Annotated in this window: 23 protein-coding genes, 1 tRNA gene and 1 pseudogene (1 of these 25 only partly in view); 14 read left to right on the top strand and 11 right to left on the bottom strand. The window is 61.7% G+C overall.

All coding sequences use genetic code 11. The features are described from left to right. Positions 1–5: 5 nt before the first annotated feature. Both NYQ88_RS03000 and NYQ88_RS02995 read left to right on the top strand, forming a co-directional pair. On the top strand, positions 6–1,205 hold the full coding sequence (locus NYQ88_RS03000; protein ID WP_275653498.1) for a lytic murein transglycosylase: 1,200 nt from the start codon (positions 6–8) through the stop codon (positions 1,203–1,205). Between the two features lie 70 nt (positions 1,206–1,275). Beyond that, the gene (locus tag NYQ88_RS02995) at positions 1,276–2,451 is read left to right on the top strand and encodes a DUF459 domain-containing protein (protein ID WP_275653497.1); all 1,176 of its coding nucleotides are present in this window, start codon (positions 1,276–1,278) and stop codon (positions 2,449–2,451) included. 3 nt (positions 2,452–2,454) lie between these two features. Here NYQ88_RS02995 and NYQ88_RS02990 read toward each other — a convergent pair whose 3' ends face one another. After that, a complete protein-coding gene (locus NYQ88_RS02990; RefSeq protein ID WP_275654831.1) occupies positions 2,455–3,993 on the bottom strand; it encodes an altronate dehydratase family protein in 1,539 nt (512 codons plus the stop codon). 132 nt (positions 3,994–4,125) lie between these two features. Here NYQ88_RS02990 and NYQ88_RS02985 point away from each other — a divergent pair, with 132 nt between their 5' ends. From NYQ88_RS02985 to NYQ88_RS02965, 5 genes are all read left to right on the top strand, one after another. Next, positions 4,126–4,875: a GntR family transcriptional regulator gene (locus NYQ88_RS02985; protein ID WP_275653496.1), complete on the top strand. Its 750-nt coding sequence runs from the start codon at positions 4,126–4,128 to the stop codon at positions 4,873–4,875. 312 nt (positions 4,876–5,187) lie between these two features. Then, positions 5,188–5,622: an RbsD/FucU domain-containing protein gene (locus NYQ88_RS02980; protein WP_275653495.1), complete on the top strand. Its 435-nt coding sequence runs from the start codon at positions 5,188–5,190 to the stop codon at positions 5,620–5,622. 89 nt (positions 5,623–5,711) lie between these two features. After that, entirely contained in the window at positions 5,712–6,563 is an 852-nt protein-coding gene (locus tag NYQ88_RS02975) for a fumarylacetoacetate hydrolase family protein (protein WP_275653494.1), read from the top strand. A 114-nt stretch (positions 6,564–6,677) separates the two neighbouring features. Then, positions 6,678–8,267 carry an L-aspartate oxidase gene (locus NYQ88_RS02970; RefSeq protein ID WP_275653493.1) on the top strand — a complete coding sequence of 530 codons (1,590 nt, stop codon included), beginning with the start codon at positions 6,678–6,680 and terminating at the stop codon, positions 8,265–8,267. A 76-nt stretch (positions 8,268–8,343) separates the two neighbouring features. Next, complete coding sequence (locus tag NYQ88_RS02965; RefSeq protein WP_275653492.1) at positions 8,344–9,084, top strand: hypothetical protein; 741 nt, start codon at positions 8,344–8,346, stop codon at positions 9,082–9,084. Positions 9,085–9,086: 2 nt separating this feature from the next. Here NYQ88_RS02965 and NYQ88_RS02960 read toward each other — a convergent pair whose 3' ends face one another. Beyond that, positions 9,087–10,031, bottom strand: coding sequence for a PfkB family carbohydrate kinase (locus NYQ88_RS02960; protein ID WP_275653491.1), 945 nt, complete (start codon positions 10,029–10,031; stop codon positions 9,087–9,089). Between the two features lie 164 nt (positions 10,032–10,195). Between NYQ88_RS02960 and NYQ88_RS02955 the strand changes: the two genes are divergently transcribed. Both NYQ88_RS02955 and NYQ88_RS02950 read left to right on the top strand, forming a co-directional pair. After that, entirely contained in the window at positions 10,196–10,753 is a 558-nt protein-coding gene (locus NYQ88_RS02955; protein WP_275653490.1) for a TRAP transporter small permease subunit, read from the top strand. After that, on the top strand, positions 10,753–12,141 hold the full coding sequence (locus NYQ88_RS02950; protein ID WP_275653489.1) for a TRAP transporter large permease subunit: 1,389 nt from the start codon (positions 10,753–10,755) through the stop codon (positions 12,139–12,141). The genes NYQ88_RS02955 and NYQ88_RS02950 overlap by 1 nt, the downstream gene beginning before the upstream one ends. 99 nt (positions 12,142–12,240) lie before the next feature. Here NYQ88_RS02950 and NYQ88_RS02945 read toward each other — a convergent pair. The 4 genes and pseudogenes from NYQ88_RS02945 to NYQ88_RS02930 form a co-directional block, all read right to left on the bottom strand. Continuing rightward, positions 12,241–13,113, bottom strand: a pseudogene (locus NYQ88_RS02945) (sensor domain-containing diguanylate cyclase); the annotation flags it as partial. 163 nt (positions 13,114–13,276) lie between these two features. Beyond that, entirely contained in the window at positions 13,277–14,377 is a 1,101-nt protein-coding gene (locus NYQ88_RS02940; RefSeq protein WP_275653488.1) for a TRAP transporter substrate-binding protein, read from the bottom strand. Positions 14,378–14,518: 141 nt separating this feature from the next. Next, entirely contained in the window at positions 14,519–15,808 is a 1,290-nt protein-coding gene (locus NYQ88_RS02935) for a sugar transferase (RefSeq protein WP_275653487.1), read from the bottom strand. Between the two features lie 203 nt (positions 15,809–16,011). Further along, a tRNA-Met gene (locus tag NYQ88_RS02930) sits at positions 16,012–16,088 on the bottom strand. 261 nt (positions 16,089–16,349) lie between these two features. On the opposite strand from NYQ88_RS02930, the gene NYQ88_RS02925 reads away from it, so the two are divergent. Then, positions 16,350–17,387 carry an aldo/keto reductase gene (locus NYQ88_RS02925; protein WP_275653486.1) on the top strand — a complete coding sequence of 346 codons (1,038 nt, stop codon included), beginning with the start codon at positions 16,350–16,352 and terminating at the stop codon, positions 17,385–17,387. A gap of 86 nt (positions 17,388–17,473) precedes the next feature. Continuing rightward, complete coding sequence (locus NYQ88_RS02920) at positions 17,474–18,166, top strand: DUF599 domain-containing protein (protein ID WP_275653485.1); 693 nt, start codon at positions 17,474–17,476, stop codon at positions 18,164–18,166. A gap of 10 nt (positions 18,167–18,176) precedes the next feature. Here the strand turns inward: NYQ88_RS02920 and NYQ88_RS02915 are convergent, their stop codons facing one another. Beyond that, complete coding sequence (locus tag NYQ88_RS02915; RefSeq protein WP_275654830.1) at positions 18,177–19,418, bottom strand: tetratricopeptide repeat protein; 1,242 nt, start codon at positions 19,416–19,418, stop codon at positions 18,177–18,179. 173 nt (positions 19,419–19,591) lie between these two features. Between NYQ88_RS02915 and NYQ88_RS02910 the strand changes: the two genes are divergently transcribed. From NYQ88_RS02910 to NYQ88_RS02900, 3 genes are all read left to right on the top strand, one after another. Beyond that, positions 19,592–19,903: a (2Fe-2S)-binding protein gene (locus tag NYQ88_RS02910; RefSeq protein WP_345774629.1), complete on the top strand. Its 312-nt coding sequence runs from the start codon at positions 19,592–19,594 to the stop codon at positions 19,901–19,903. Next, positions 19,869–20,354: a bacterioferritin gene (bfr, locus tag NYQ88_RS02905; RefSeq protein WP_275653483.1), complete on the top strand. Its 486-nt coding sequence runs from the start codon at positions 19,869–19,871 to the stop codon at positions 20,352–20,354. The genes NYQ88_RS02910 and bfr overlap by 35 nt, the downstream gene beginning before the upstream one ends. Positions 20,355–20,420: 66 nt before the next feature. Continuing rightward, the gene (locus NYQ88_RS02900) at positions 20,421–20,834 is read left to right on the top strand and encodes a VOC family protein (protein ID WP_275653482.1); all 414 of its coding nucleotides are present in this window, start codon (positions 20,421–20,423) and stop codon (positions 20,832–20,834) included. 31 nt (positions 20,835–20,865) lie between these two features. Here NYQ88_RS02900 and NYQ88_RS02895 read toward each other — a convergent pair whose 3' ends face one another. From NYQ88_RS02895 to NYQ88_RS02880, 4 genes are all read right to left on the bottom strand, one after another. Further along, on the bottom strand, positions 20,866–21,402 hold the full coding sequence (locus NYQ88_RS02895; protein ID WP_345774607.1) for a nucleotidyltransferase family protein: 537 nt from the start codon (positions 21,400–21,402) through the stop codon (positions 20,866–20,868). An 83-nt stretch (positions 21,403–21,485) separates the two neighbouring features. After that, positions 21,486–22,484 (bottom strand): alpha/beta hydrolase, encoded by a 999-nt coding sequence (locus NYQ88_RS02890; protein WP_275653481.1) that lies wholly within the window; start codon positions 22,482–22,484, stop codon positions 21,486–21,488. A 183-nt stretch (positions 22,485–22,667) separates the two neighbouring features. Further along, entirely contained in the window at positions 22,668–23,885 is a 1,218-nt protein-coding gene (locus NYQ88_RS02885) for a lytic murein transglycosylase (RefSeq protein WP_275653480.1), read from the bottom strand. Positions 23,886–24,080: 195 nt separating this feature from the next. Then, positions 24,081–25,970: the 3' portion of a mechanosensitive ion channel domain-containing protein gene (locus NYQ88_RS02880; RefSeq protein ID WP_275653479.1), read on the bottom strand. The gene runs 261 nt beyond the window's last position; only the last 1,890 of its 2,151 coding nucleotides appear in the window; its start codon lies off the right edge, out of view; it ends in the stop codon at positions 24,081–24,083.

The following is a 25,970-nucleotide window of genomic DNA, read 5'->3' as shown; positions in this document are numbered from 1 at the left end:
AAACAATGCGGCGGCTGGCAGTCTTTTTCCTCTTTCTGATGACGGCCACCGCGCATGCCCAGCCGATTGGCAACTTTGCCGATTTTCTGGCGCAACTGCGCCCCGAAGCAATCGCCAACGGCGTCAGCGCGGCAAGCTATGACGCCATAGTGGCCGGCATGACCCCAGACCCGCGCGTACCCAAGCTCGTCGAGACCCAGCCGGAGTTCACCACGCCGGTGTGGGACTATATCGAGACGAGGGTGAACGCCGCGCGCATCGAACGCGGCCGCGCCGCCCTCTCCCGCAACTCTGCGCTCTTTTCCGCTATTGGCAGCCAGTTCGGTGTCGATCCCTATCTTCTCGGCGCGATCTGGGGGATCGAGACCGACTATGGCGCCGTCCTGGGCAATGACAGTCTGATCCGCCCTATCGTCCGCTCACTTGCGACGGTCACCTATCAGCGCCGCAGCCGCTTTACCGAAGACAAAGCCGACCTCATCGCCGCCCTGCGTCTGGCCGAGGCCAATGGCGGCGTTTCCCCCATCGGCTCCTGGGCCGGTGCCATCGGGCATTTGCAGGTCAACCCGAGCAATGTCCTCCTCAATGGCACGGACGGCGATGGCGATGGCCGGATCGACCTCCACAATTCGCTCGCCGATGCCTTGGCGACCAGTGCAAAATTCCTGCGCCAGCTCGGCTATCAGCTGGGGATAGACTGGGGCTTTGAGGTCTCCCTTCCGGCCGGCTTCGACTATCTGCTCGCCGACCGCGACCAGCTCCGCCCAATCAGCTTTTTTGCCGAGCGCGGCGTGACACGGGTTTCGGGACGTGCGTTTTCGGATCTCCGAACGCCGGTTTTTCTCTACATTCCTGCCGGCAAGGATGGCCCGAAATTCCTGATGACGGCCAATTATCTCGTCCTCAAGGGCTATAATTTCTCCGACAGCTACGCCATGGCCGTGGCCCATCTCACCGATCGCCTGAAAGGTGGCGGGCCCTATGTCACGCCCTGGCCCCGCACCACAGTTTTTTCCAATCTGGCGCAGCGGCAAACCATTCAGCAGGCGCTCAAGGCACTGGGGCTCTATCAGGGTGCCATTGATGGGCGGCTGGGGCCGATCACCCAGGCGGCCTATGCCCGCTTCCAGGCATCGCAGGGCCAGATCGCCGACGGGTTCATCACCAAGGCAGCCCACGACGCCCTCGCGGCGGCGGTCCGGTAACCTCCTGGGGAGCGGCGTAGTCTTGCGAGGCTCCATCTGCTACATCCAAGCCACAAGGCCGGATTGAGACATGAAGCGCATTGTTCTGCTGATATTGCTGGTTATCTTCACCTCGCTCGAGGTGGCGCCGGCCTTTGCCCAGGGTGATGAGCGCATTCTCGTGGCCCAGCAGGAACGACGCCGGACCCTCTTCGATCTTCTCTTTGGGGAGGAAACCAAGGCGGCCCCGCAGCCACCGCCGGCCCAGCAGACCCAGCCGCGCCGCCAGGCCGCGCCCGTCGCCCTGCCACCGCCAAAACCCCAGATCGAAAAGGCCCCCAATGCCACGCGGCTCGCCGTTTTCGGCGACTCCATGGCCGTAGACCTCGCCAAGGCGCTCGACAGATTTTATGCCGAAGATCCCAATCTGGTTGTCATCGAGCAGGGCGTCGGCTCCTCGGGTTTTGTCCGCGACGATTATTTCGACTGGAACGCCACCATCCGGCAGCAGATCGCCGCTGACAGCTTTGACGTCGCTATCGTCATCATCGGTGTCAACGACCGGCAGGAGATCAAGGCGAACGGGCAGAGCCTCAACTCGCTCACCGAGCCCTGGACCGCGATCTACCAGTCCCGCATCAATGATTTTCTCGGTCAGCTCCGTTCGGCCCGCAAACCGGTGATCTGGATCGGCCTGCCGCCGATGTCGCGCAGTGAATATTCCACCGCCATGAGCCAGATCAGCGCGCTGCAGAAAATGGCAGCGTTCTCGAGCGGCGCGGAGTTTCTCGATATCTACGACCGCTTCCTCGGCGAGGACGGCAAATACTCGTCCTACGGCCCCGACGTGAACGGCCAGAACGCCCGCATGCGCAAGGATGATGGCATCCATTTCTCGGCTGCCGGCGCAGACAAGCTGGCCTTTTATGTCAGCCAGTCCCTCCGGACCTTTTATCGCGGCGGAGCTGTCACTTTGGCGGTTGCCGACCCGCTGGCGGGGACCGATGCGGCAGCCATGCTGCGTCCGCCCTACCAGGGCCTCGGCCAGATCCGTCTCCTGGAGGTCGCGGGGGCGGTCGTGCCGCTGAGCCGCGCCCCGCAGCGCGCGGCGGATCTGCTGATGGCTTCGCCGGCAGCCTCTTCGGCAGAAGCCAGCGCGCCCTTCTCCATCGAGCAGTTGATGCAGGCGCCGGTCGGGCGGGTCGACGCCTTTGGCGTGGGGGTGACACCCAATGCCGCCCCCGCCGCCAATAGTCTTGGACGCTAAGCCCTACATCACCGCCCCGACCTGCCACGGCACAAATTCATTGTCGCCATAGCCGAGTTCTTCGGACTTGGTCGGCTTGCCGGAGGCGATGTCGAGCAGCATGTCGAAAATCTGCTGCCCCTTGGCTTCGATGGAGACGCCCTCGACGATGTCGCCGCAGTTGATGTCCATGTCGTCGGTCATGCGGGCATAGACCTCCGAATTGGTCGCGAGCTTCATCGAAGGAACGGGCTTGCAGCCATAGGCCGAACCGCGTCCCGTGGTGAAGGCGAGGATATTGGCGCCGCCCGCGACCTGTCCGGTCGCCGAGACGGGGTCAAAGCCCGGCGTATCCATGAACACAAAGCCCTTTTCCGTGACTTTTTCGGCATATTCATAGACCGCCGTCAGTGGCGTGGTGCCGCCCTTGGCGGCCGCGCCGAGGGATTTTTCGAGAATGGTCGTCAGCCCACCAAGCTTGTTGCCGGGCGAGGGATTATTGTTCATCTCGCCGTGGTTGCGGCGGGTGTAATCCTCCCACCAGTGGATACGCTCGATGAGCTTTTCGCCGACCTCACGGCTTGCCGCACGACGGGTGAGAAGATGCTCGGCGCCATAAATTTCGGGGGTTTCCGACAGAATGGCCGTGCCGCCATTGCGCACCAGAATATCTGCCGCATAGCCGAGCGCCGGATTTGCAGTGATGCCCGAATAGCCATCCGACCCACCGCACTGCAGCGCCAGGCTCAAATGGCTGGCATCGACAGTTTCGCGCCGGGCTGCGGCCGCGATCGGCAGCATCTCCTTGACCTTCTCGACGCCCCACTCGATCATTTTCCTGGTGCCGCCGCGCTCCTGGATGGTCATGGTCTGGAAGGTCTCGCCCTCCTCGATGCCATAGAGCTCCTTCATCCGGCCGATCTGGAACACTTCGCAGCCGAGGCCGACGAGCAGCGCTGCACCCAGATTGGGGTTGGACGTATAGCCCCACTGCGTGCGCTTCAGAATGTCAAAACCCTCCCCCCGGCTTTCCATGCCGCAGCCCGTGCCATGCACGAAGGGCACTACGCCGTCGATCTCGCGATAATCGTCCAGAATGCCGGAACGATTGATCGCCTCGGCCACGAACTTGGCCACCGTTGCCGAGCAATTCACCGAAGTCAGAATGCCGATGTAATTGCGCGTGCCCACCGAACCATTGGCGCGCTTGTACCCCTGGAAGGTCGCGCGCTGCGGCGCGGGAATGAAATCGACCGGGATGGCGCCCTCGGAGAAGGCATAGTCGTGCACCAGCGTGCCGTCCGCGCCGCCCATGCCGCAATTGTGCTCATGCACCCAGTCGCCGGGTGGAATGGTTTCCTTGGCAAAGCCGATGATCTGCCCGAATTTCAGCACCGCCTCGCCGGCGGGAATGACGCGGGTGGCGAACTTGTGGCCCCTCGGTACGCGGCGCAGGACGGACACGCCCTGGGGCGTCTCTGCACCCGGCTCGAGATTGGCCAAGGCCACGGCGATATTGTCGGACGGGTTGAGGGTGAGGGTCTTGCCCTGCGGGCGGATCATGGTGTCAGTCATCAGACGGGCTCTCGGGGCTGGAGGCTCTGCTTTACCTCGCCGGCATTTCCCCCCAGATTACTTCCGCAATCGAGGACGCCCAACATTGTCAAGCAACACGGCACTAACTAACATGTTAGCATGAAAACGGAAGCCGGTCCCTATGATTTTCTGCCCGATGCGGGCAGCTTTGCCCGCGGCAGCGTTACTGTCGACGTCACCAACACCCTGCGACAGGCCATCGTCACCCTCGCCCTGCCCCCCGGGATCGGGCTCGATAAATCTGCCCTGTGCAAGCAATTGGGCGTTTCCCGCTTCCCCGTAAGCGAGGCGCTGGCCCGACTGGCTGACGAAGGTCTCGTCGATATCGCGCCCCAGCGCGGCTCTACCGTATCGCTGGTCAAGATCGCCGACGTCCGCGAGTATATGCTCATCCGCAAGGGGCTCGAGAGCGAGGCCCTGCGCGTCCTCATCGGCAAGCATGACGAGGACGTCATCGCGGCGCTCCACGCCAATATGGCGGCCCAGCGCGCAGCGGCCTCGATCGACGATGCGGAAACCTTCCACCAGATCGACGTGGACTTCCACGACATCATCTTCCGCACCATGCGGCTGACAAAGGTGAAGTCCATTATCGACAAGGCGCGGGCCAATCTTGACCGTGCGCGCCGCCTCATCATTACCCCACGGCGCCTGGCGCTGACCATTGCCGAACATCAGGCCATTTTCGACGGCATTCTGGCCGCCGATGCAGCGCAGGCCATCGCCGCGATCCGGGCCCATATCGACGCGGTGATGGTCGAACTTTTCGCCTTCGCCCGCACCCAGCCGCACCTTTTCGCCGACGGTACGGATCTCGCCGTCGACAGCGACGATTTCCCCTTCGGCTGATCGGGGCAGGCGCGTGAGACTTATCGCAGCCGCTCGCATCACCATCGTGGCCCTGATGTTGGTGTTTGGCAGCGCTGGATCCACCGCGCCTGCGTGGGCCAATTGTCCAGATCGGCCCGCCTGTACCGGCTGTGGCTGCAAGGGCGGTCCGGGTTATCGCGGTCCCAATGGCAAATGCGTCGGCTTTGTTGACCTCGACAGGGTCTGCGGTGTTCCCGCAACCTCAAGATGCAGCTTTGAGAACGCGCCGGGGACGGGGCAGAACAGAAGCTGCGCCTTGGGGCTGGACAATTATGAGGAGGAGAAAAACTGATGCTCAAGAACATACCGGCCCTGCTCGGCCCTGACCTGCTCTATGCCCTGCGCGCCATGGGCCACGGCGACGAGATCGCCATCGTCGACGCCAATTTCCCGGCTGAATATCTTGGGCCCGAGGTGATGCGGCTCGATGGCATCTCCGCCACCGAGGTGCTCAACGCCGTCCTGACCGTGATGCCCCTCGATGAGTTCGTCGATGTCGCCGCATTCGGCATGGCCGTGGTGGGTGAGCCGGACCGGCGCGAGCCCATCTATGCCCTCTTCGAAGAGATCATCACCCGCCACGAACCCGGGCAGAGTTTCTCCCGGCTCGAGCGCTTCGCGTTTTATGAAAAAACCCGCTCCTGTGCCGCAATTGTTCAGACAGGCGAAACACGGCTCTATGGAAATATCATTCTCAAGAAGGGCATAATCCGGCCAGCAGACTGAGCCGAGGCGAACGCATTGGCACAAGGTCGGCCTCGACAGACTAACATGTTAGCCGTTATGTGCTCGGAACGATAAAGGGAGACCCCGCAATGAAACTTCTTCGCGTCGGAGCCAAGGGCGCCGAAAAGCCCGCCATTCTCGCTAAGGACGGCACGGTCCGCGACCTGACGGGCGTCGTCAGCGATATCGCCGGCGAGGTGCTGACACCGGCAGGGCTTGCGAAGATCGCGGCGACCGACATCGACACGCTGCCCAAGCTGGACGATGGTCAGCGTATCGGCCCCTGCGTCGGCAGCGTCGGCAAGTTCATCTGCATCGGCCTCAACTATGCCGACCACGCCGCCGAAAGCGGCATGCCGATCCCCAAGGAGCCAATCATCTTCATGAAGGCGACCAGCGCCATCATCGGCCCCAATGACGATGTCATCATTCCCAAGAACTCGACCAAGCCCGACTGGGAAGTCGAACTTGGCGTCGTCATCGGCAAGGAGGCCCGCTATGTCGACGAGGCCGACGCCCTCGACCACGTTGCCGGTTATTGCCTCGTCAACGACGTCTCCGAACGGGAATTCCAGCTCGAGCGTGGCGGCACCTGGGACAAGGGCAAGGGCAATGACACCTTTGGTCCCATCGGCCCCTGGCTCGTGACCAAGGACGAGATTGCGGACGTGCAGAATCTTGGCATGTGGCTGGACGTGGATGGCAAGCGCTTCCAGACCGGTTCGACCAAGACCATGGTCTTTGGCGTTGCGCACCTCGTCTCCTATGTCAGCCAGTTCATGAGCCTGCAGCCGGGCGACATCATCTCCACCGGAACCCCTCCGGGCGTTGGCATGGGCATCAAGCCCGAGCCGATCTGGCTCAAGCCAGGCAATGTCATGCGTCTGGGCATCGACGGGCTCGGCGAGCAGACCCAGAACGTTAAGGCCTACACGGCCTGACCCCATCCAGCTGTCAGACACCCTCCCCGCCGGGAGGGTGTTTTTCTTTGCGCCGATGCTTGCGGTCGCCTGCGCCCGGGCCTATCGAAAACCAATCCCGGGAGAGATCGCACGATGACGACCTTCGACAACACGCTCTACGCCGACGGCACATTGATCATCGGCGCAGGCCTTGCGGGTCTGTTCACCGCGCTCAAACTGTCGCCCCGTCCAGTGACAGTGCTGTCTCCCAAACCACTGGGCAGCGGTGCCTCGTCCGCCTGGGCGCAGGGCGGGGTCGCGGCGGCAATCGGTGATGGCGACAGCGCCCATGCCCATGCTCAGGACACCGAGATGGCCGGCGCTGGCATTGTCGATCACGGCATAGCCGAGAGCGTCACCGCAGAAGCCGTCTCCCGCATCGAAGATCTGGCCCGCTGGGGCACGCCCTTTGATCGCGACGATTTCGGAAATTTCGCGCTGGGGCGGGAAGCCGCGCACTCAGCCAACCGAATAGTCAAGGTCGAGGGCGACCGCGCCGGCTGGGCCATTATGCAGGCCATCATCGCCCAGGTCCGCAAGACGCCCAGCATTCGCGTGGTGGAGGGCATCACTGCCCTCAGCCTTGCCCGCGAGAATGGCCGCATTGTCGGCGTCTATGGCCGGCGTCTCGGCGATCGCTATTCCGAGCCCATCTATATTCGCGCCCGCGCCACGGTTTTGGCTGCCGGAGGGCTGGGAGGGCTTTATGCCGTCACCACCAATCCACCCGGCGTGCGCGGCCACGCCATGGGCATGGCGGCACGGGCGGGCGCCATCATCGCCGATCCCGAATTCGTCCAGTTCCACCCCACCGCCATCCTCGCGCCTATCGATCCGGCGCCACTGGCAACCGAGGCGCTCCGCGGCGAGGGCGCAATCCTCGTCAACGATCTGGGCGAGCGCTTCATGCCCGCCATCCACCCGGACGCCGAGCTCGCACCCCGCGATATCGTGGCTCGCGCCAACTTCCGGCAGATCCAGTCTGGCCGAAAAGTCTTCCTCGACACCCGCAGTGTGCTTGGCGCGGAAATCCTCACCCGCTTTCCGACCGTCTCGAAATATTGCCTCGACGCCGGCATTGATCCCGTCACCCAGGCCATTCCGGTGACCCCGGCTGCGCACTTCCACATGGGCGGCGTCAAGGTGGACGAGCGCGGCCGCAGCTTCCTGCCCGGCCTGTGGGCTTGCGGCGAAGCCAGCTGCACCGGCCTCCACGGCGCCAACCGCCTTGCCTCAAACTCGCTGCTGGAAGCCGTGGTCTATGGCGCCCGCATCGCCGACGACATTGGCGGGCTCGAAGCCGCCTATGAGATGGCGCCTTTCAAGGGCATCGAGTGGATCGAGGAAGAAGGCAACCGTGCCGAGGATGTCCTGCGCAACACGGTCGCCGTACAGGATTTGCGGCGCATCATGACCGATCTCGTTGGCGTCGAGCGCGATGCCGAGGGCCTCAAGAAAGCGCTGCGGGAAATCGCCCACCTGGAGGCCACCGCAGAACAGGTCACCACCGCCTATCTCAACATGACAACGTCGGCGACGCTGGTTGCCGCCGGCGCGCTGAAACGCGAGGAAAGCCGCGGCGGGCATTTCCGCAAGGATTTCCCGGAGGCACGCGTGGAGTGGGAGCATCATACTGAGATGACGCTTACCGAGGCGCTGGCGATCAGAGCCGCCGCGGGCTGAGTTAACGGAGCAGATACTACGGGCTTTTCCTGATGGCTGTGGGTAGTTACCCTAAGGGGCTCTGGAGGGGGCCCCGATGTCGACGTTGGTCATTTGCACGGTTCTGGACCCAGAAGACCTTCGCGGTGCTGAACTGAGCCTCGCCTGTGCGCTGTCGGACGAACTGCGCTACAGCAGCCGCATCGGAGGAGACATCCTCGTCGCGCAGACTGGCGCTGGCGCAACGCCCGCCTATGTTGCCCTCGGCAAACTTGCGGGCTTCTCCTCGGATCGCACCGGCGCAACCACCGCCATCATCACCAATCTGGCGCCCATCCCCGCACCTATTCCCCTCCGCCAGGGCCCTGCAGGCCCCACTGCCATGTTCGAGATCGCCGACGAGACCTATCAAAAAATCCTCGCCCAGATCGCGTATCCTATGGACGTTGAGGAAGGCGCCGCCGCTTACGACATGACCTTGGTGGACTCGCAGTTCCTTCGGCAATTGCGTCGCGAGCAAGAGGACATCTGCAGCTTTTCAGGAGTCCGCTCGGGAAACCTCGAGGCGGTGATCATCCGCCCCCTGGAACAAGGCGGCACTTGGCACATCAGCAGTTTCATCCTGTTGGACGAGGCGGCTGGCGCTGAATTCCGTAAATTCAACTGGAGCATCGGCCCGCAGTTCCAGTTGCTCATCAACGCCCACGCCGTCGGGCGGGATGGAATGGAAACGGCCAGCCCCACCGGTATGCTGGTGATGCCTCCCCGGATGATCGAGCGCCTCGATCGCGCGGCGCTCGACTGGCACCGCGCGCAATTCTTTGACCGCCTGCGCTAGGGTCAGCCGGCCAGTACGGCTTCGACCTCGGCGCGGCTGGGCGGGTTGCAGCCCTTTTGCGCGCAGTTGAGGCCGGCCACCACCGCGCCGAACTTGAGGATGTCTTCCAGCGCCGTCGTGTCGAGCCCGACCATGGCACCAGCCTCAAGCGCGCCGACTTCATCCAGCTTGGTCAGAATGCCCGCCATCAGGCTGTCACCGGCCCCGACCGTGTCACCAAATACCGGCGGCGCGAAAATGCCCGCATGTGCCTGTGCCGACTTCGAAAAGGCGCGGGAGCCGTGCTCGCCCAGCGTCACCACGACCAGTTCGCAATGCGGACGATTGAGCAGCGCGGCAGCGAAATCTTCGATGGTCATGTCCGGCGCCAGCCAGGCATGATCTTCCTCGGAGAGTTTGATAAGGTGGGCGGCATCGAGGAAACCGTCGAGGCGGCGCCGATAGCCTGCCTCATCTTCCACCAGCTTGTCGCGGACGTTGATGTCGAAGGAAATGACTGCGCCCCGTGCGCGCGCAGCCTCTACGACCTGCATCCAGATGGCCGCATCCTCGGCCAGGATCGGCGCAAACCCGCCAATCTGGTAGAGCGTGACGGCACTCGGCAACGCCGCCAAGAGACCGGCCTCCGAAAATGCATGATCAGCGCCACGTTCGAACACATAGCTGGCCTGCATCTTGTCGTTAAAACTGACAATAGCCTTGGTCGTTGGCGCATCCACGCGCTCGGTCAACAGCACCTCGACACCGGCCGCTGCCAAGGGCCCAAGCAGCAGATCGCCAAATTCGTCCGTGCTGATCGGGCAAAGGAAGCCCGTCTCATTACCCAGCTTGGACAGGGCAATAGCGCAATTATAGGGGGAGCCGCCCGGCAGCGCCACGCGCTCTGCATCCGGAGCCGAAGAGACCGGAACCAGATCAATCAGGCTTTCGCCACCGACAACAAACATGGTTCGCTCCTCTTCCTGCGGGGGCTGCAATAGCATTTTCGCCGGGTTTTTGACCAGCCCATTGCTATCCAAGCAATTGACCGAACAAACAGATAATGCTCTCTCAATTGTCCGGCACGCTTGGGGAGAGACGTGCCCAGAGACTATCAGGGGAGGAAACCGTCTTGCAGGGTCTAGCTGTGCTTGTCAGGGGCATCAGCGCCATCAACTGGCTTGTGGGTCAAGTCTTGAGTTGGTTGGCGCTGGCTTGCGTTCTTGTGTGCTTCACCGTGGTTGTGCAGCGTTACTTTTTCCACGTGTCCGTGCTGTGGATGCAGGATCTCTATGTCTGGCTGTCCGGCGCCATGTTTACCGGCGTGGCTGGCTTTGCCCTGCTCCGCCAGGATCATGTGCGCGTCGATATTTTCTATCGGCCCGCCTCGATCCGCCGCAAGGCCATCTCGGACCTCGTGGGCGTTCTCCTCTTTCTCATTCCCTTCATGATCATCGTCTGGGTCTATGCCCTGCCGGCCGTTCGGCGATCCTGGGGCTTTTACGAGGCATCCTCCAATATCGGCGGCATGCCCGGCCTTTTCATCCTCAAGTCCTTCATCCTGGTGTTCGCCGTGCTCGTCGCGCTGCAGGGCATCGCGATGGCCGCAAGGTCCATCCTCGTCCTGGCTGGCAAAGAAGATCTCCTGCCTGTCTCCCTGCGCTATGAGTCCGAGAAGGGACACGGTTGATGGATCCTGTTCTGCTTGGTGAAATTCTCTCGGGCCTGATGTTCTTCGCCATTATCGGCGTGCTCATGCTCGGCTTTCCGGTCGCTTTCTCCCTGGCCGGCACGGCGCTGATCTTCGGCCTCGTGGGGTGGTGGCTGGGCGTCTACGACCCCTCCAACTACGGGTCCCTGGTCGGGCGCTATATCGGCCTCATGACCAATGAAGTGCTGGTCGCCGTGCCGCTCTTTATCTTCATGGGCGTGGTGCTCGAACGCTCCGGCATCGCCGAGCGCCTGCTTGTGACCATGGGCAAGCTGTTCGGCAATGTTCGCGGCGGCCTGGGCTTTTCGGTCATCATCGTGGGGGCGCTCCTCGCCGCCTCGACGGGCGTCGTCGGCGCTACAGTGGTGACCATGGGCCTTATCTCCCTGCCCGCGATGCTGCGCTCGGGCTATGACCCTAAACTTGCCACCGGCGTCATCTGCGCCTCCGGTACGCTGGGGCAGATCATTCCGCCCTCGACGGTCCTCATTTTCATGGGGGACATGCTCTCTGGCATCAACGCACAGGTGCAGATGAGCCAGGGTAATTTCGCGCCTGAACCGGTGTCGGTCGGGGCCCTCTTTGCCGGCGCCATCATCCCTGGCCTGCTGCTGGTGGCGCTCTACTCGTCCTGGGTGGCCATCAAGGCCATCACCGACCCAAAATCCTGCCCGGCCACCCCGGTCCCCGAGGCCGAAAAGAAGGAGCTGGCCCGCGAAGTACTCTTTGCCCTCGCGCCACCGCTGCTGCTCATCGTCGCCGTGCTTGGCTCGATCCTGGCAGGGGTCGCCACCCCAACCGAAGCGGCTTCCGTCGGCTCGGTCGGCGCCTTGATCCTCGCCGCCTTCAACCGCCAGCTCAATTTTGGCATTCTGCGGCAGACCGTCATTTCCACCGCGTCGATCACCTCGATGGTGTTCATCATCCTCTTCGGTGCTGCGGTGTTCTCGATCGTCTTCCGCATGATGGGCGGCGACAATCTGGTCCACGAATTCCTCTCGAACATGCCGGGCGGAGCCATTGGCGCCACCATCATCGTCATGCTCATCATGTTCCTTCTGGGCTTTATCCTCGACACCTTCGAGATCATCTTCATCGTGATCCCGATCACCGCGCCGGTGCTGCTGGCGCTAGGCGTCGATCCGATCTGGCTGGGGGTGGCCGTGGGCGTGAACCTGCAGACGAGCTTCCTGACGCCACCCTTTGGCTTCGCGCTCTTCTACTTGCGTGGCGTGGCCCCAGCCAGCGTCACCACCGGCATGATCTACAGGGGCGTCATCCCCTTCGTGATCCTGCAATTGATCGGCCTGGCCCTGCTGTTCACCTTCCCGCAGCTGATCACCTGGCTCCCGTCCCTGATCTATTGAGATCAGCGACCTGCACGTCCCCCCATCGTCCTCGACGGTGGGGGGCAGGAAGCGGCGGAAGACGGACAGCGCTACGTCATGCGCGAATTCCGCTGCCTTTTTCATTTCGTACATGGCGCTGTCAGCCCGACGGAACAGGCGCTGGGCATCCTCTCCGTCGCCCAGCTGGGCGACGCCGATCGACAGCCCGACTGACAAGCTCTGAGTGCCAATAAGCATTGGCGCACCGACCACAGCGATGATCTGGCTGAGCCGCTCATCAGGGATCGCACGAGGGGCCGGAGCAAAGAGTATGGCAAACTCGTCTCCGCCAATCCGGGCGACGAAATCGCCCTCCCGCAATGTTTGAACCAGGCGCTCCGCCACCAGCTGCACGACGGCGTCGCCGGCTGCATGCCCATGGGTATCATTGATCGCCTTGAAGCCATCAAGGTCCACCAGCGCCAACACGGGTTGCCGGTCTGCCGTCGCTTTCTCAACCAGCGTCGCCAGTCGCTCGTCAAAAGCCCTTCGGTTGGGCAGCCCTGACATCACATCTGTACGCGCGAGTTCGCTTAAGACCTTCTCATGTGCGCGTTGCTCGGAGATCCGACTTGAGATGTCGACGATGATCTCCACGTCGTACTGCACGTCGTCGATAATGCTGCGCTGTGCCGAGATCAGGGTGGGCACAATGCTCCCGTCTGAGCGCTGGATTTCGACATATTCGCCAACATATCCGCCCTCTTCGGCAAGACGCTGGTGGCGCCGTGTTCTTGCCGCATCTTCCCGCACGGCACTGTCCGCCACTTTGACGCCCTGCAACTCTGACCATTGCCGACCAACCAATCGAAGATAGGCCGCATTGACACGCAGATACTGGGAATCCCTGCCATTGCTGGCGGTAATGGACATCGCGATGGGTGATATGGCGAACATGCTCGAAAGGAGAGCGTTCAGAATTTCGGCGGGAATATCTTCGGCATTTTTCATAATACGACCAGCGGCCTCGCTGTGGAACATCGAGACTAGAAGGGGCACCTTGAATTTTTGATTGATTTTCTGACCGACAAAAATAAAGCCCCACCGTTCCGGACGGCGGGGCTTCGTTTGACCTGAGCGCGAGAATAGTCCCAGCAGGACCCTCGCAGATCTTCTATTCAAACTTGATGTATCTCTCGCGAGCAGCCAGATAAGGCATATCGGTGCCTTCCGTGCGCTGGCGCAGAAGGTTGAAGGCCGCAACGAAGCTTTCGGCCGTTTCCTTGGTAAGGGCGTCGCCGCCTTCACGAATTTCGGACATCAGCTCCATGGAAGCCTTGGCGCCAGCTTCGATGATGTCCTCGGGGAAGCGCTTGACCTGCACGCCGTGCTCGGCGACGAGGGCGTTGAGGGCGCGCGGATCATTGGCATACATGTCGGAAGACACGTCGTCATAAGCTGCCTGGGTGCAGGCCTTGACGATCTCCTGCAGGTCCTCTGGGAGGGCCTGAAACTTGGCCTTGTCGACGGCGATTTCCGTCGCCAGGCCAGGCTCGACGAAGCTCGGGAAGTAGTAGTTCTTGGCAATCTGGTAGAAGCCGAGTGCAAGGTCGTTATAGGGACCGACGAACTCTGCGGCATCGAGGGTGCCGGACTGCAGCGCGGCAAAGATCTCGCCGGCGGCAAGATTGGTCACCGAAGCGCCGAGCTTGGCCCACACCTGGCCGCCGAGGCCCGGGGTACGGAATCGCAGGCCCTGCAGGTCAGCAACGCCGGTCAGTTCATTACGGAACCAGCCACCGGCCTGGGTGCCCGTATCGCCAGAGAGGAAACCCTGCAGGCCAAACTGGTCATAGACCTTGTCCCAGATTTCCTGGCCGCCCAGATAGCGCACCCAGGCGGTGAGTTCGCGATTAGTCATGCCAAAGGGCACGCCGGTAAAGAAAGACAGCGCCTGGCTCTTGTTCTGCCAGTAGTAGGGTGTGCCGTGACTGATCTCGGCGGAGCCATCAATGACAGCATCAAGCGCCTGCAGGCCGGGCACCATTTCACCGGCGGAGAAAACCTGCACAGTCAGGCGACCACCGCTGGCCTTGGTGATGCGGTCGGCAAGGTTCTGGGCGCCGACGCCCAGACCGGGGAAGTTTTTGGGCCAGGTGGTCACCATGCGCCAGGTGATATTGCCCTGTGCAATGGCCGGAGCCGCCAGCGTGGTCGCTGCAGCAGCGCCGATGGTCGCCACGGAAGCCTGCTTAAAAAAATCGCGTCTTTTCATTTTTCCTCCCAAAAGGCGCAGTTCAAGCGCCGTCCGCCAACACATCCCCCTCAGCGGTCTGTTGGCGGTTCTAGAAGATCAATAGCGCGAAGAGCTGTCCAGCATCTTGTTGGTCAGTGACAACAAAAGCGGCGAACGATGTTACCGCGCGCCACTGCGCATCAGCAGTGTCCGCACCGTACGCACCGCGATGATCACATCGAGGTCGAAAGAGACATGCTTGAGATAGAAGAGGTCATAGGAGAGCTTGGTGATCTCCTCATCCTCGGTCTCGGCATAGCCGTGGGACACCTGGGCCCAGCCGGTCAGCCCCGGCAGCAGAATGGATCGGTTCTCATATTGAGGAATACGGGCCTCAAGCGCCTCGGCGATCGGCACCGAGACTGGGCGCGGCCCGATAAAGCTCATCTCGCCCTTGAGGATATTGATGAGCTGCGGCAGTTCATCGATGCGCAGCTGGCGCACGATATGGCAGCCGGGCAGTACGCGCGCGTCGTTCTGCGCCGTCGACGCACCGTCGGCGTTCTTGACCATGGTGCGGAACTTATAGAGCCGGAACTCCTCGCCGCCATAGCCGCGTCGTGGCTGGATGAAGAGCGAAGGCCCGCCATCGACGATGCGGATATAAAGCCAGAGCAGACCGCCAAGGATGAGGGCCGGCACTGCCAGCACCAGGACACCGACGATATCGATGAGGCGCTTCGCACGATAGTAAAGGATCTGGCTTGGGCTATAGGCGACGTCCGCAAGATCGAAGCTGTCAATGTCGACACGCCCCGAATACCCCTCGAGATAGGACGGCCAGGATTCGATCTCGAAGCCCCCCAGATATAGCCGCGTCAGCACAGGACCCCAGGTGCCACCATGGTGAAACTGCGGGTCGATCAGGATCCGCCGGATCCCGGGCCCGATTGTGTCCGGCGTGACGATCGGCACCTTGCCATCGAGCCGCCTGGCAATATCGGGCGCATCCGGAAAATCGAGCAGGCCGACGCGGCGCGTCAGGGAGCGCGCCATAGCGAGGTTAGCAACCGTCACACCGAGAAGCGTCGTCGGCAGGCTCAGCCCGATGCCGAGGAAACTCACCGGAATACGCGTAGCGGCAATGATTGAGATCGACAGACACGTTGCAAAGATCGTCACCGCCAGCGCCAGCGAGAACGGATGGCTGCGCCGCCCTGCCACCACCAGCAGGCTGACCGCAATGACGGGAATGACCCCGAGCACGGCCGCAACGATGAGAATATTGTTCCAGTCCGTCCGACCGGCAGCCATCATCACCAGGACATAGATAACGACCGCACAAAGCGAGGCGCTCAGCATTCCCGGCAGGGCCGAGGTCAACAATTCGCTGTAGTGATGGGACTTGCGCCTTGCGCCCTGGCCAATAACGGCCTCAAGGCCGCTGGAGGGCGATCGGGGGAGTATCATCGGCACTCACTTTGTATCGACATGCAGCGCAGGAGGACGAACTGCTGGTGCCGTTGTTTCCTGCCCCATCGTTCCCGTCAAGCAGAGCGTCGCATGTGAGATCGGCTGAAGTGGCAAGATGCTAGGGAACGACGCCGAGGGCACCTTGGAAAAGGCCCTAAAAAGGAAAAACCCGCCGGGTCTGGGACCAGGCGGGTTTTTTTTGGTTGCGGGGGCAGGATTTGAACCTGCGGCCTTCAGGTTATGAGCCTGACGAGCTACCGGGCTGCTCCACCCCGCGTCACTCACCAGCGTTTCGGCCGGTGTGAGGGGTATATAGGGGGTGCTTCGGCCAAGCTCAACCCCTATCTCGCAATGACGCACGCTTTTTTGAGATTGGCTCGTCAAACCCCCGGAAACCGGGAGAATGGCGGGCCCGGGGTGTGGATAACTTTCCATCGCCCGGAAAATGGACACACCCGGGCCAATCCGCCCTTCCGCCTAACGCCCGGCGCAGACTAGCATTCGCCTTCCTGATCAACCGCAAAAGAGCCGATCCACGATGGACCTGAAGACGCTTGGCCGAACCGATCTCAAGGTGACCGATATCTGCCTTGGCACAATGACCTGGGGCAGCCAGAACACCGAGGCAGAAGGACACGCTCAGATCGCCCGCGCACGGGATATCGGCATCAACTTCATGGACACGGCCGAACTCTACGCCGTTCCGGGCAGCGTAGAGACGAGCGGCTGGACCGAGGAGATCATCGGCAACTGGTTCCAAGCCAACGGCGACCGCGACAGCTGGATCCTCGCCTCCAAGATCGGCGGCGGCGGCAGCCCCCATCTGCGCAATGGCCATCGCGCTGACGGTCCGTCCATTCGCGAGGCGGTCGAGGCGAGCCTGAAGCGTCTCAAGACCGACTATATCGATCTCTACCAGATCCATTGGGCGAGCCGCGGCAGCTATAATTTCGACGGCTCCTGGACCTATCAGCCGCACAAGCAGGATACGTCCGACGTTCTCGCCAATTTGGAAGATATGCTCGAGGCTTTGGGCGACCTCGTAGCCCAGGGCAAAATCCGCCACATCGGCGTGTCGAACGAGACGAGCTGGGGCGTGATGCAATATCTCGCCATCGCCGAAGCCAAGGGCTATCCGCGCCTCGCCTCGATCCAGAATGAATATAGCCTGCTGCGCCGTCAGTTCGATCTCGACATGGCTGAGGTCAGCCACCACGAGGATGTGGGGCTGCTCGCCTATTCGCCACTCGCCGCGGGGCTGCTGACGGGGAAATATTTCGACGGCGCCATGCCCAAGGGCAGCCGCAAGGACTATCAGAAGGGCTTCTGGCGCCTGAACGAACATTCCGAGCGCGCCGCCAAGGAATACCATGCTCTCGCCGCCCGCCACGGGCTCGACCCCGTGCAGATGTCTATCGCCTTCTGCCGCAGCCGACCGTTCATGACCTCGACCATTATCGGCGCCACCAGCATCGAACAGCTCGACCACATCCTGGCGGCAAGGGAACTCACCCTCACCGCCGAGGTACTGGCAGAGATCGACGCCATTAACCGTCGCTATCCCCGCCCGATCTGAAGCATCGGTGTAAATCGGTGCGGGCCATCCCGCACCGATAAAACTGCGCTATAAACAGGGCAGCGAACATGCTGCCGAGGCCTGATGTGACAACGTTTTTCACTTCCATTTTTCCGCTGCTGGCCTATTTCGCCTACAATCTGATCGTGCCGCAGATCGAAAAACGGTACGCCTCGCTCTCGACCATCATGAATACTCAGCGCCGACGTTGGGTGCACAATGCGGCGCGACGGGAAACCCCGTTCGACGCTATCCTCTCCGGCAACATCATGAACTCGGTGAGTTTTCTCGCCTCAACCTCGGTTCTGCTGGTTCTGGCCGTTTTTGCGCTTTTCGGTCAGATCCCGGCTCTGATGGACGCACTGAAATCTCTGCCCTCAGCCCATCCGATCACCGTCAGCGAAGTACAGATCCATCTCATCGTTATGCTGGCCATGTTCGTGCTGGCCTTTTTCGCCTTCACGCTCTCCCTGCGGCAGTTCAACCACTACTGCATCATGCTCGGCGCACTCGACCACGACCGCGTGACGTCTGACGCCGAGATAGACGCCATCACGCGCATGAACGCCCTTGGCGCCAAAAACTTCAACAGCGGCATCCGCGCCTATTATTTCGCGGCCGCATCGGTGGCGTGGTTCGTGTCGGAATGGCTCGGCGTACTGGCCTGCATCGCCACCATAGTCATCCTTGCCCATCGCGAGTTCTTCTCCACAGCCCATCGCACCGCAGCCTCCGCCGCGGTGCTGGCCGCCCGACATCGCGGCGACATGCCGTCCTAGGGTCCGGCGGTTATTTCGTCTTGGTCTTGCCGCCAGTCAGCCGGGTGAGATTGTCGACTGCGAGCTCATAGCCCTGGTTGGACGCGAGCTGGTAATACTGGCGGGCCAGCGCAAGATCGACGTCCACTCCGAAACCATTTTCATAGATGTGCCCCATATTGTTGAGGCCGATCGGCTGGCCGGCGTCCGCCGCCAGCTTGGTCCATTTCAGCGCCTCTTCGTAATCGACATCGGTGCCGTTGCCGTCAAGATAGAGGAGCCCCAGATTGACAGCGGCACGCATTTCTCCGCCTTCCGCGGCCTCGCGATAAAGTTCGAGCCCGCGTTTGTAATCCTGCTTCACGCCGCGCCCGTCTTCATAGAGCAGCGCCAAATTATGCTTGGCCAGCGCCATGCCCTGACCGGCAGCCTTCTCATAATAGGCCGCAGCTTCCACGAGGTCCGCATCCACCCCGAGCCCATTTTCGAGCAGAAAGCCTAAATTGTTCTGGCCATACATGTCGCCCTGCTCGGCAGCGGCGGCGTAAAGATCAGCGGCGCGGTCCATATCGACCGGATGCCCGAGCCCGTCCTGGAGCACCTTGCCGAGATTGACCTGGCCGGAGGCATCCCCCTGCGCAGCCGCCTTCTCGAACCAGGCCGCGGCTGCCGTATAATCCTGCGGCGCGCCAAGGCCTTCCTGATACATCAGCCCAAGATTGGATTGCGCCTTCGCCATGCCCTGCTCAGCGGCGGCCCTGTACCATCGGGCCGCCTCATCATAGTCCTGCTCAACGCCCTCACCGAAGTCGTAGGAGAGGCCAAGGCTGTTCTGGGCAAGCGCATAGCCGGCTTCTGCCCCCTCCATCAGCAGTTCCGCGCCCCGTTCCATATCGACGTCGACACCATCGCCGGTGATCAGCATGTCCCCCAGAATGGCGAGCGCAACCACGTGTCCACCTGCGGCCGCCTCCTCAAGCAGCGGAAGCGCGCTGGCCGTATCGCCGGCGGAAAAATGAGCCCGTCCCAGCCAGCCTTTGACCTCGATCGAGCCCGGTTCACTCTTGAGAGCCCGCGTGCAGGCCGCGATCGCCCTCGTGGGCTCTATCGCCCAGCTATCCCGTCCGATGTCTTCGTAGCCGATCTCATACTGGCTCGCCGCCTCGGCAGCACAGGCGTCGGCGGCGGGCCCGGCCTGCGCCGCCAGCGGCATCAGCACGGGCGAGACCAGAAGGCTCACTAACCCCATCGTGGCTTTCAGCGACTGCGACATCTTCCTCACGCCTCTTCTCCAAGATCATTACGTCACTATTGCCAGTCTGGCTCGGAAGGGAAAGCCCCCAGCCGATGCCGATCACGTCCTGCGCGCGACAATTTATGACGTTGACAATCACCTATGAAATCCGTTTATTGCGGCCGTTGATACGACCTCCTCCGGGCCACGCCATGCTCGTCTGCCAATGCAACATGATTACGTCGAAAGAGATCGAGGACATTGTTCTCGATTTGCTCAAGGCTGATCCCTGGCAGCTCGTGGTGCCCGCCAAAGTCTATAGCGAACTCAACCGACGCGCGAAATGCGCGGGCTGCGTACCAAATTTGGTGGACATTATCGTCCGCGTCACCGAGACTTATCACGCCCAGCACGCTCATCCGCCTGGTGACATTGTCACCTTCCAGACCGGGTTGGAAAAGCTAAAGCAGCAACGCAGTGGAGTACGACGTGAAAGGCGAAGCACAGGTCATCGAGCGGCTTAACGAAGCGCTCTTTCTAGAACTCGGCGCCGTCAACCAGTATTGGGTGCACTTTCGCCTGCTGGACGACTGGGGCTACAAGAAGCTTGCCGCCAAGGAGCGCGCTGAATCCATCGAAGAGATGCATCATGCCGATCGCCTGATCGAGCGCATCATCTTCCTGGAAGGCCATCCCAATCTGCAGCGCGTCGCGCCGCTGCGCATCGGCCAGAACATCAAGGAAGTGCTCGAGGCTGACCTCGCGGGTGAATACGAAGCTCGCGCCGCCTATAAGGCCAGCCGCGAATTGTGCGAACAGCTTGGGGACTATGTCTCCAAGAACCTGTTCGAAGCCCTGCTGACCGATGAGGAAGGCCACATCGACTTCCTCGAGACCCAGCTTGAATTGCTCGACAAGATCGGGCCTGAAAAATACGGCCAGCTCAACGCGGCCTCGGCTGACGAAGCTGAATGATTGCAACGCCCGGCACCAGCCGGGCGTTTTCTTTTGTGAGGGTGAAACCACCACGAGGAACCGGGCATGTTCCACACCGGGCGTCTGATTGACCATGTGCATTTAAGAGCGCGCGATTTCGCGAAAACGCGGGCGTTTTATGACGCCATACTGTCTGTTCTCAGCGTCCCGATAACCGCCTCGGGCGGCAGTTGGTTTCAGGTCGATGAGCTCTTCGTCGACGCTGCTGACGGAGCGAGCCAGTCCACCCATGTCCATCTGGCGTTTCAGGCTGCAGATCCCGAGACCGTAGCCGCCTTTCATCGCGCGGCACTTGCGGCCGGCGGGGTCGACAACGGCGCGCCTGGCGAACGCTCCTATCACCCCGGCTATTATGCGGCTTTCGTCATCGACCCGGACGGAAACAATATCGAGGCGGTCTATCACGGACCCAACCGGCGTTCCGCCGCATCGGTCACGATCGAGCCTGTCGGCCCCTAGACAGCGCCCGCCTTGGGCCAGTCGATAACGGTCAATTCCGGCCAGACACGCTTGGCCCGCGCCGCCTTTTCAGCATGAGTTCTCGCATTGTCGAGCCGGGTGTTGGGCGTGATCCGAAAGCAAAAATGTCGTCCAGGCCAAAGGGGGCGTGTACCGAAATTGCACCGTCATCTTCGAGGCGCACGGCAACGGCATGGGTCTTGGAAGCAAAGTTCAGCATCATGTCGGCGCTGCAGCTAAGCTCAGGATAGGGCACACCGAATTTTTCCGGAAACCACAGATGCACCCGCGCCTGGTTCCGCACCTCGACCGGGATCGGAAGCGCAGCGAACTCAACCTGCGCTTTCCTGATGATCGCGTCCTCCGCCTCATAGGAGCGATCCCCCGCGTCGAAATAAACCACGTCGGCGTCCTTGATGCCGGTAAGCGGCGGACGATGAGTGAGGGTATTCCAGACGGTATTGTAAATCGCGCCAGACCCGAGCAAGGCGTCCGGCAGCGCCAGTGTCCGCATCCCCTCAAGGATGCGCATCAGATGCGGCTGCGCGCGCACGATCCCGATCAGCACGCGCTGCTGTGTCTCTGGATCGGCACCGCTATAGCGAAGATGGTCTCCCATCCCCCGACAGTGCCTGATTCTGAGCGCCCGCTCTATTCCTCGATCTTCTGGAACATGGCGTCGAGCTGGGTGATGATCTGGTCCATCGGCGCGATGGCGTCGGGCAGCATTTCGGGCGCTTCAGGCGCGACCGCCAGATAGGGAACCCCACTCGGGAACGCGCCGAACTGGTGGAAGAAATTGGTCATGTCCTCGAGTACCGGCATGCGCCAGCGCCACAGCGCGCCCATGGCAATCACCGGCTCCATATGACCAAACCCCTCATAGAACTGGGTGGTCACCCAGACTCCCTGCTCCCGCAGGCGCTGGGCAAAGCGCTCGGTATTCTGCATGCGCACGATTGGATCGCTGGTGCCGGTCGCCAGATACATTGGCGGCGCCTCGGCGGTAATCAGATTGATCGGCTGTGTCCCTTCCGGGCTCGGCGCCTGCCCAAAGGCCTCACGCACTTCACCATATTCGAAGGGATAGAAGTCATAGGGTCCCGACAGCGCCCCAACGGCGAGGATCGGCATGGTCACGCCATATTCGCGCAGAAACGACGGATCGAGCGCCAACATCACCGCGTTGTAGGCGCCGGCCGAATGACCAGCGAGGAAAAGCCGATTGGGATCGCCACCATAATTGGCGATATTGTCCTGCACCCAGCGCAAGGCGTTGGCATTGTCTTCGAGGAACGACGGGTAGCGCACCTCCGGCACCAGCCGATAATCGGCGATCACCGTAACGAAGCCGCGTGCGGCCAGAGCGCGTCCCACGAACTGATAGTCGGAGCGTTCACCCCGGTTCCAGCCGCCGCCATAGATGAAGAAGACGACCGGTGCCGCAGCGCCCCGCTGTTCGGGCGCATAGACGTCGAGCTTGTGGCGCAATCCGTCGGCATAGGCGATCCCGTCGCCGACCTTTGCCGTCCCTCCATCCATGGCCCCCGGAATATTGAAGGGGTCCATCATCGACAGCGCATGGGCCGGACTGGCGAAGGCCAGGACCGCAGTGACGAGCGCGACGAAAGCGTAGCGAAATCTGACCATGAAGATGCGGACTCAAGTGGGTAAGGCGTTGGCACGGAAGTGCAACGCAAAGCCAGCCAATTTATGACGGAGAGCTGGGCGAGGGCAGGCGCGCCGCAGGCGGTCGCTGTGCCTGCCCTCTGCTTAAGCACCCCGAATGTGCGCCAGCCTGGTTAATGAAAGATTAACATTCAGACTTCGTGATCAGCGCTTCAGCCGCTCGAGGAGGAGGCCGGAAACATGCCCGTCCGCCGCCACGCCGATCCGGGCCTGGTAGGCCATCACCGCCGCACGGGTCTTGGGCCCGATGACGCCATCGGGAGAGCCGACGTCATAGCCTGCCCGAGCCAGCAGGCTCTGCACTTCGGCCCGCTGCGCCTTGGTCAGCGCATAGTCCCCGCTCGGCCAGGGCGTTGCAAAACTACCGCCGCCGATGATCCGATCCGCGAGGTGTCCGACCGCCAGCGCATAGCTGTCCGAATTATTGTAACGCTTGATCACATCGAAGTTCGGCAGCAGCAGGAAGGCAGGACCATTGGCCCCGGCCGGCATATAGAGCCGGGCCATATCCTGCTCGCGGGGGAAGGCGCGACCGGAGACACGGCTGATGCCCATCTGCTGCCAACGGCTCAGTGGCGCCTTTTCCATCTGACGGGCGGTCGCGAAATCAAAGCCGTTCGGTATCTTGACCTCATAGCCCCAGGTCTCGCCATTACGCCAGCCAAAGGCGTTGAGATAGTTCGCTGTCGAACCGAGTGCGTCAGGAATGGAGTTCCAGATGTCCTTCCGGCCATCGCCATTGAAATCAACGGCATAGCGCGCAAAACTGGTCGGCATGAACTGGGTATGCCCCATGGCTCCGGCCCAGGAGCCGACCATGTTGCCAGGGCTTACATGCCCATCCGAAACGATGCGCAGGGCAGTCAGCAACTCCTTGCGGAAGAAATCTGTCCGGTAGCCGTTTTGGGTGAGAGTGGCGAGGGCATGGATGGTGTTATTGCCCCCCATAAACCCGCCGAAATTGGTCTCCATGCCCCAGATGGCGAGAACGATTTCCGGCTGCACACCCGATCGCTGCTGCGCAGCGGCGAGCGTCTGCGCCCATTCCCGGCGCATCGCCTGCCCCTTGCTGGCCTGCGCGGCGGTGATGCGCTTGTCGAGATACTGCTGCACCGTCTGGGTAAATTCTGGCTGCTTGCGCGTCAGCTCCATCACTTTGGAACTGGGCGAATAGGACGCGAACGAGGCTTCAAAAGCCTGGCGGCTTACACCCATGGCCTGCGCCTCGGGCCAGAGCCCACGAACGAAATCGGACGTGCTCGCCTGCGCTGCACCCGGTACAGCCATGCCCAGCACCCCAAGCATCGCCGTCGCGGCGAGGAAGCTTCGAACCTTTGGGAAGATGGAGTTTGCCTTGCTCATCAGGGCCTCAATACGCGTGTACAAGAAAATAGAAGGCGTGCCGCAGTCGGCACCCCGATCGCCGTAGGAACACATGCCCCCGGCCGCGCTCCTCGCCCCCGGGACCGCGTATCTCTATTTTAACCTATTCAATTAAGATGAGCTTAAGGCATTGCCCGTGACGGGCCGAGGCCCATCACGATGCTGTGCTTGCACTCAGCTCGCCGCCGGATCAGCCTCGATCAGGCCAGATGCCCCCGGCACATAGGACACTCGCGGTGTCGGCGTGCGGATGCCGCGTTCGGCAAAGAGGCGCTTGACGGTCTCAGAGTAAAAGCGTCCTGGCCCCCACTGCTTGCCCGCCAGCGTCTTGATGCGCGCGCGCAGCTTCATCGACGCGGGGGTAAGCGCAATCAGCCCAGGCAGATCGAGATCGTCAAGAATGACGGCGCTATGGTCGGTTTCCATCAGCCCGTCGAACGCGTCCCGCATCGTCTTCTTCACCGCCTCGATGTCGCTGTCATAGGCGACCTCGAACTCGGCCACATAGAACGAGAAGCCGCGAACCATGTTCGACACTTGGTCGACCGATGAGAAGGGAATGAGGTGGATAGTGCCGGTCATGTCCCGAATGGTGACCGAACGGATAGTGAGCTTCTCCACGACCCCAGACCGCCCTGCGACTTCCACGGCATCGCCTTCATTCATGACATTCTCGAACTGAATGAAAATGCCGGTGATGATGTCCTGGACCAGCTTCTGCGCACCAAAACCAATGGCAAGACCGACCACACCGGCACCGGCGAGAAGCGGCGCAATATTGACCCCGATCTGCGCCAGCGCCAGCATCGTCCCGAAAATGGCAAGGGCAATGGAGAACGCGTTTTTGAAGAGATTAAGGAGCGTTTTTTCACGCGGCGTGGGCATCTTGCCCGTCTGCGTATTGAGGCGATACTCAACCCAGGACGCCACAACGACATGCAGGATAATGGCAACGAGGACGATAAGCGCGGCCGACACAATCGATCCGGCCACATACAGCCCCTCGTCGCTGGCGATCCAGTCAACGAAATTGAACAGGCCCCATATCTGGCCGATCGAGACAAGGATGCAGCCGATTACCAGCCAGCGTACCACCGTCATGACCCCCGGAACGAAGGCCTGGAGGCGGGTCTCCAGCAGCGGCAGGCGGTTGCGCACATCGTCCGGAAGCCTCAGCCCCACCGTGACGAACCGGCTGATGAAGGTAATGATCAGCGAGCCGACCGCCACGGCGATAAGGGACTGCGCAGTAGCCCCCAGCATGAACGGCAGCGCCTCGTCAGGGTTTGCGAACCACACCACCAGAAGCGCCAGAAGATAGGCGATCGCGAGGACATGCCAGTGGTGGCCGACGGACGCGACCAGCCGGCCAAGCCCGTCATGGTTCCGGCGTGCCGATACCTCCGCCAGCCAGTTGCGCACGTCGTCCTTGTTCTGAAGAACAATGATGATGCCGATGGTGATTGTGGTCGCCATCACCAGCACCTGAACAGCGGCAGCCGCTGATACCGAAATGATCCCGGTCAGCATCGGGGAGATGAAGAGGAAGGTATAGCCAAGCAGTGACAGGATGTGGCTCGACCAGAACGACCAATAGGCGGCGTTGTCGTCCCCCACCGGAAGCAAGCGCAGCGCGGTAAACCGCGGCGCCAGGACGGTCCTGATCACCAGCTTGCTCAGCTCCACGATCAGGAACGCGTTCAGCAGGAGCGTCTGATTGATCCCCATCTGACCATTGGGATAGGTCCCGGCGTTGAGCGCCAGGATGTAACCGAGCGCCCAAGCCAGCACGACAGTGACGGCATCAATGAGGAGTGCCATACCGATAGAGCCAAAGCGTCGGAACCCGCGCTGGTTCAATGCGCGTTGCGCCAGGCGGGCAATGATAGCATTGGCAATGAGCCGCAGGATCAGGAAGCTACCGAAGAGACCTATGGCGACGGTAACGAGATTGATGAGGAGCTCTCGCAGCCCCGCATAGTCAGCACTGAGAGCACCGCTGAAAGCCTGCTGAAAATTGACGAAGACACCGCCGAGCGCCCGCACAGTCCCGGAAGCGCCCTC

Origin of the sequence: Devosia sp. SD17-2, assembly GCF_029201565.1 — a bacterium.
Classification (GTDB): Bacteria; Pseudomonadota; Alphaproteobacteria; order Rhizobiales; family Devosiaceae; genus Devosia.
The sequence above is the reverse complement of the archived record's forward strand: the minus strand, read 5'-3'. Positions and strand labels throughout refer to the sequence as shown.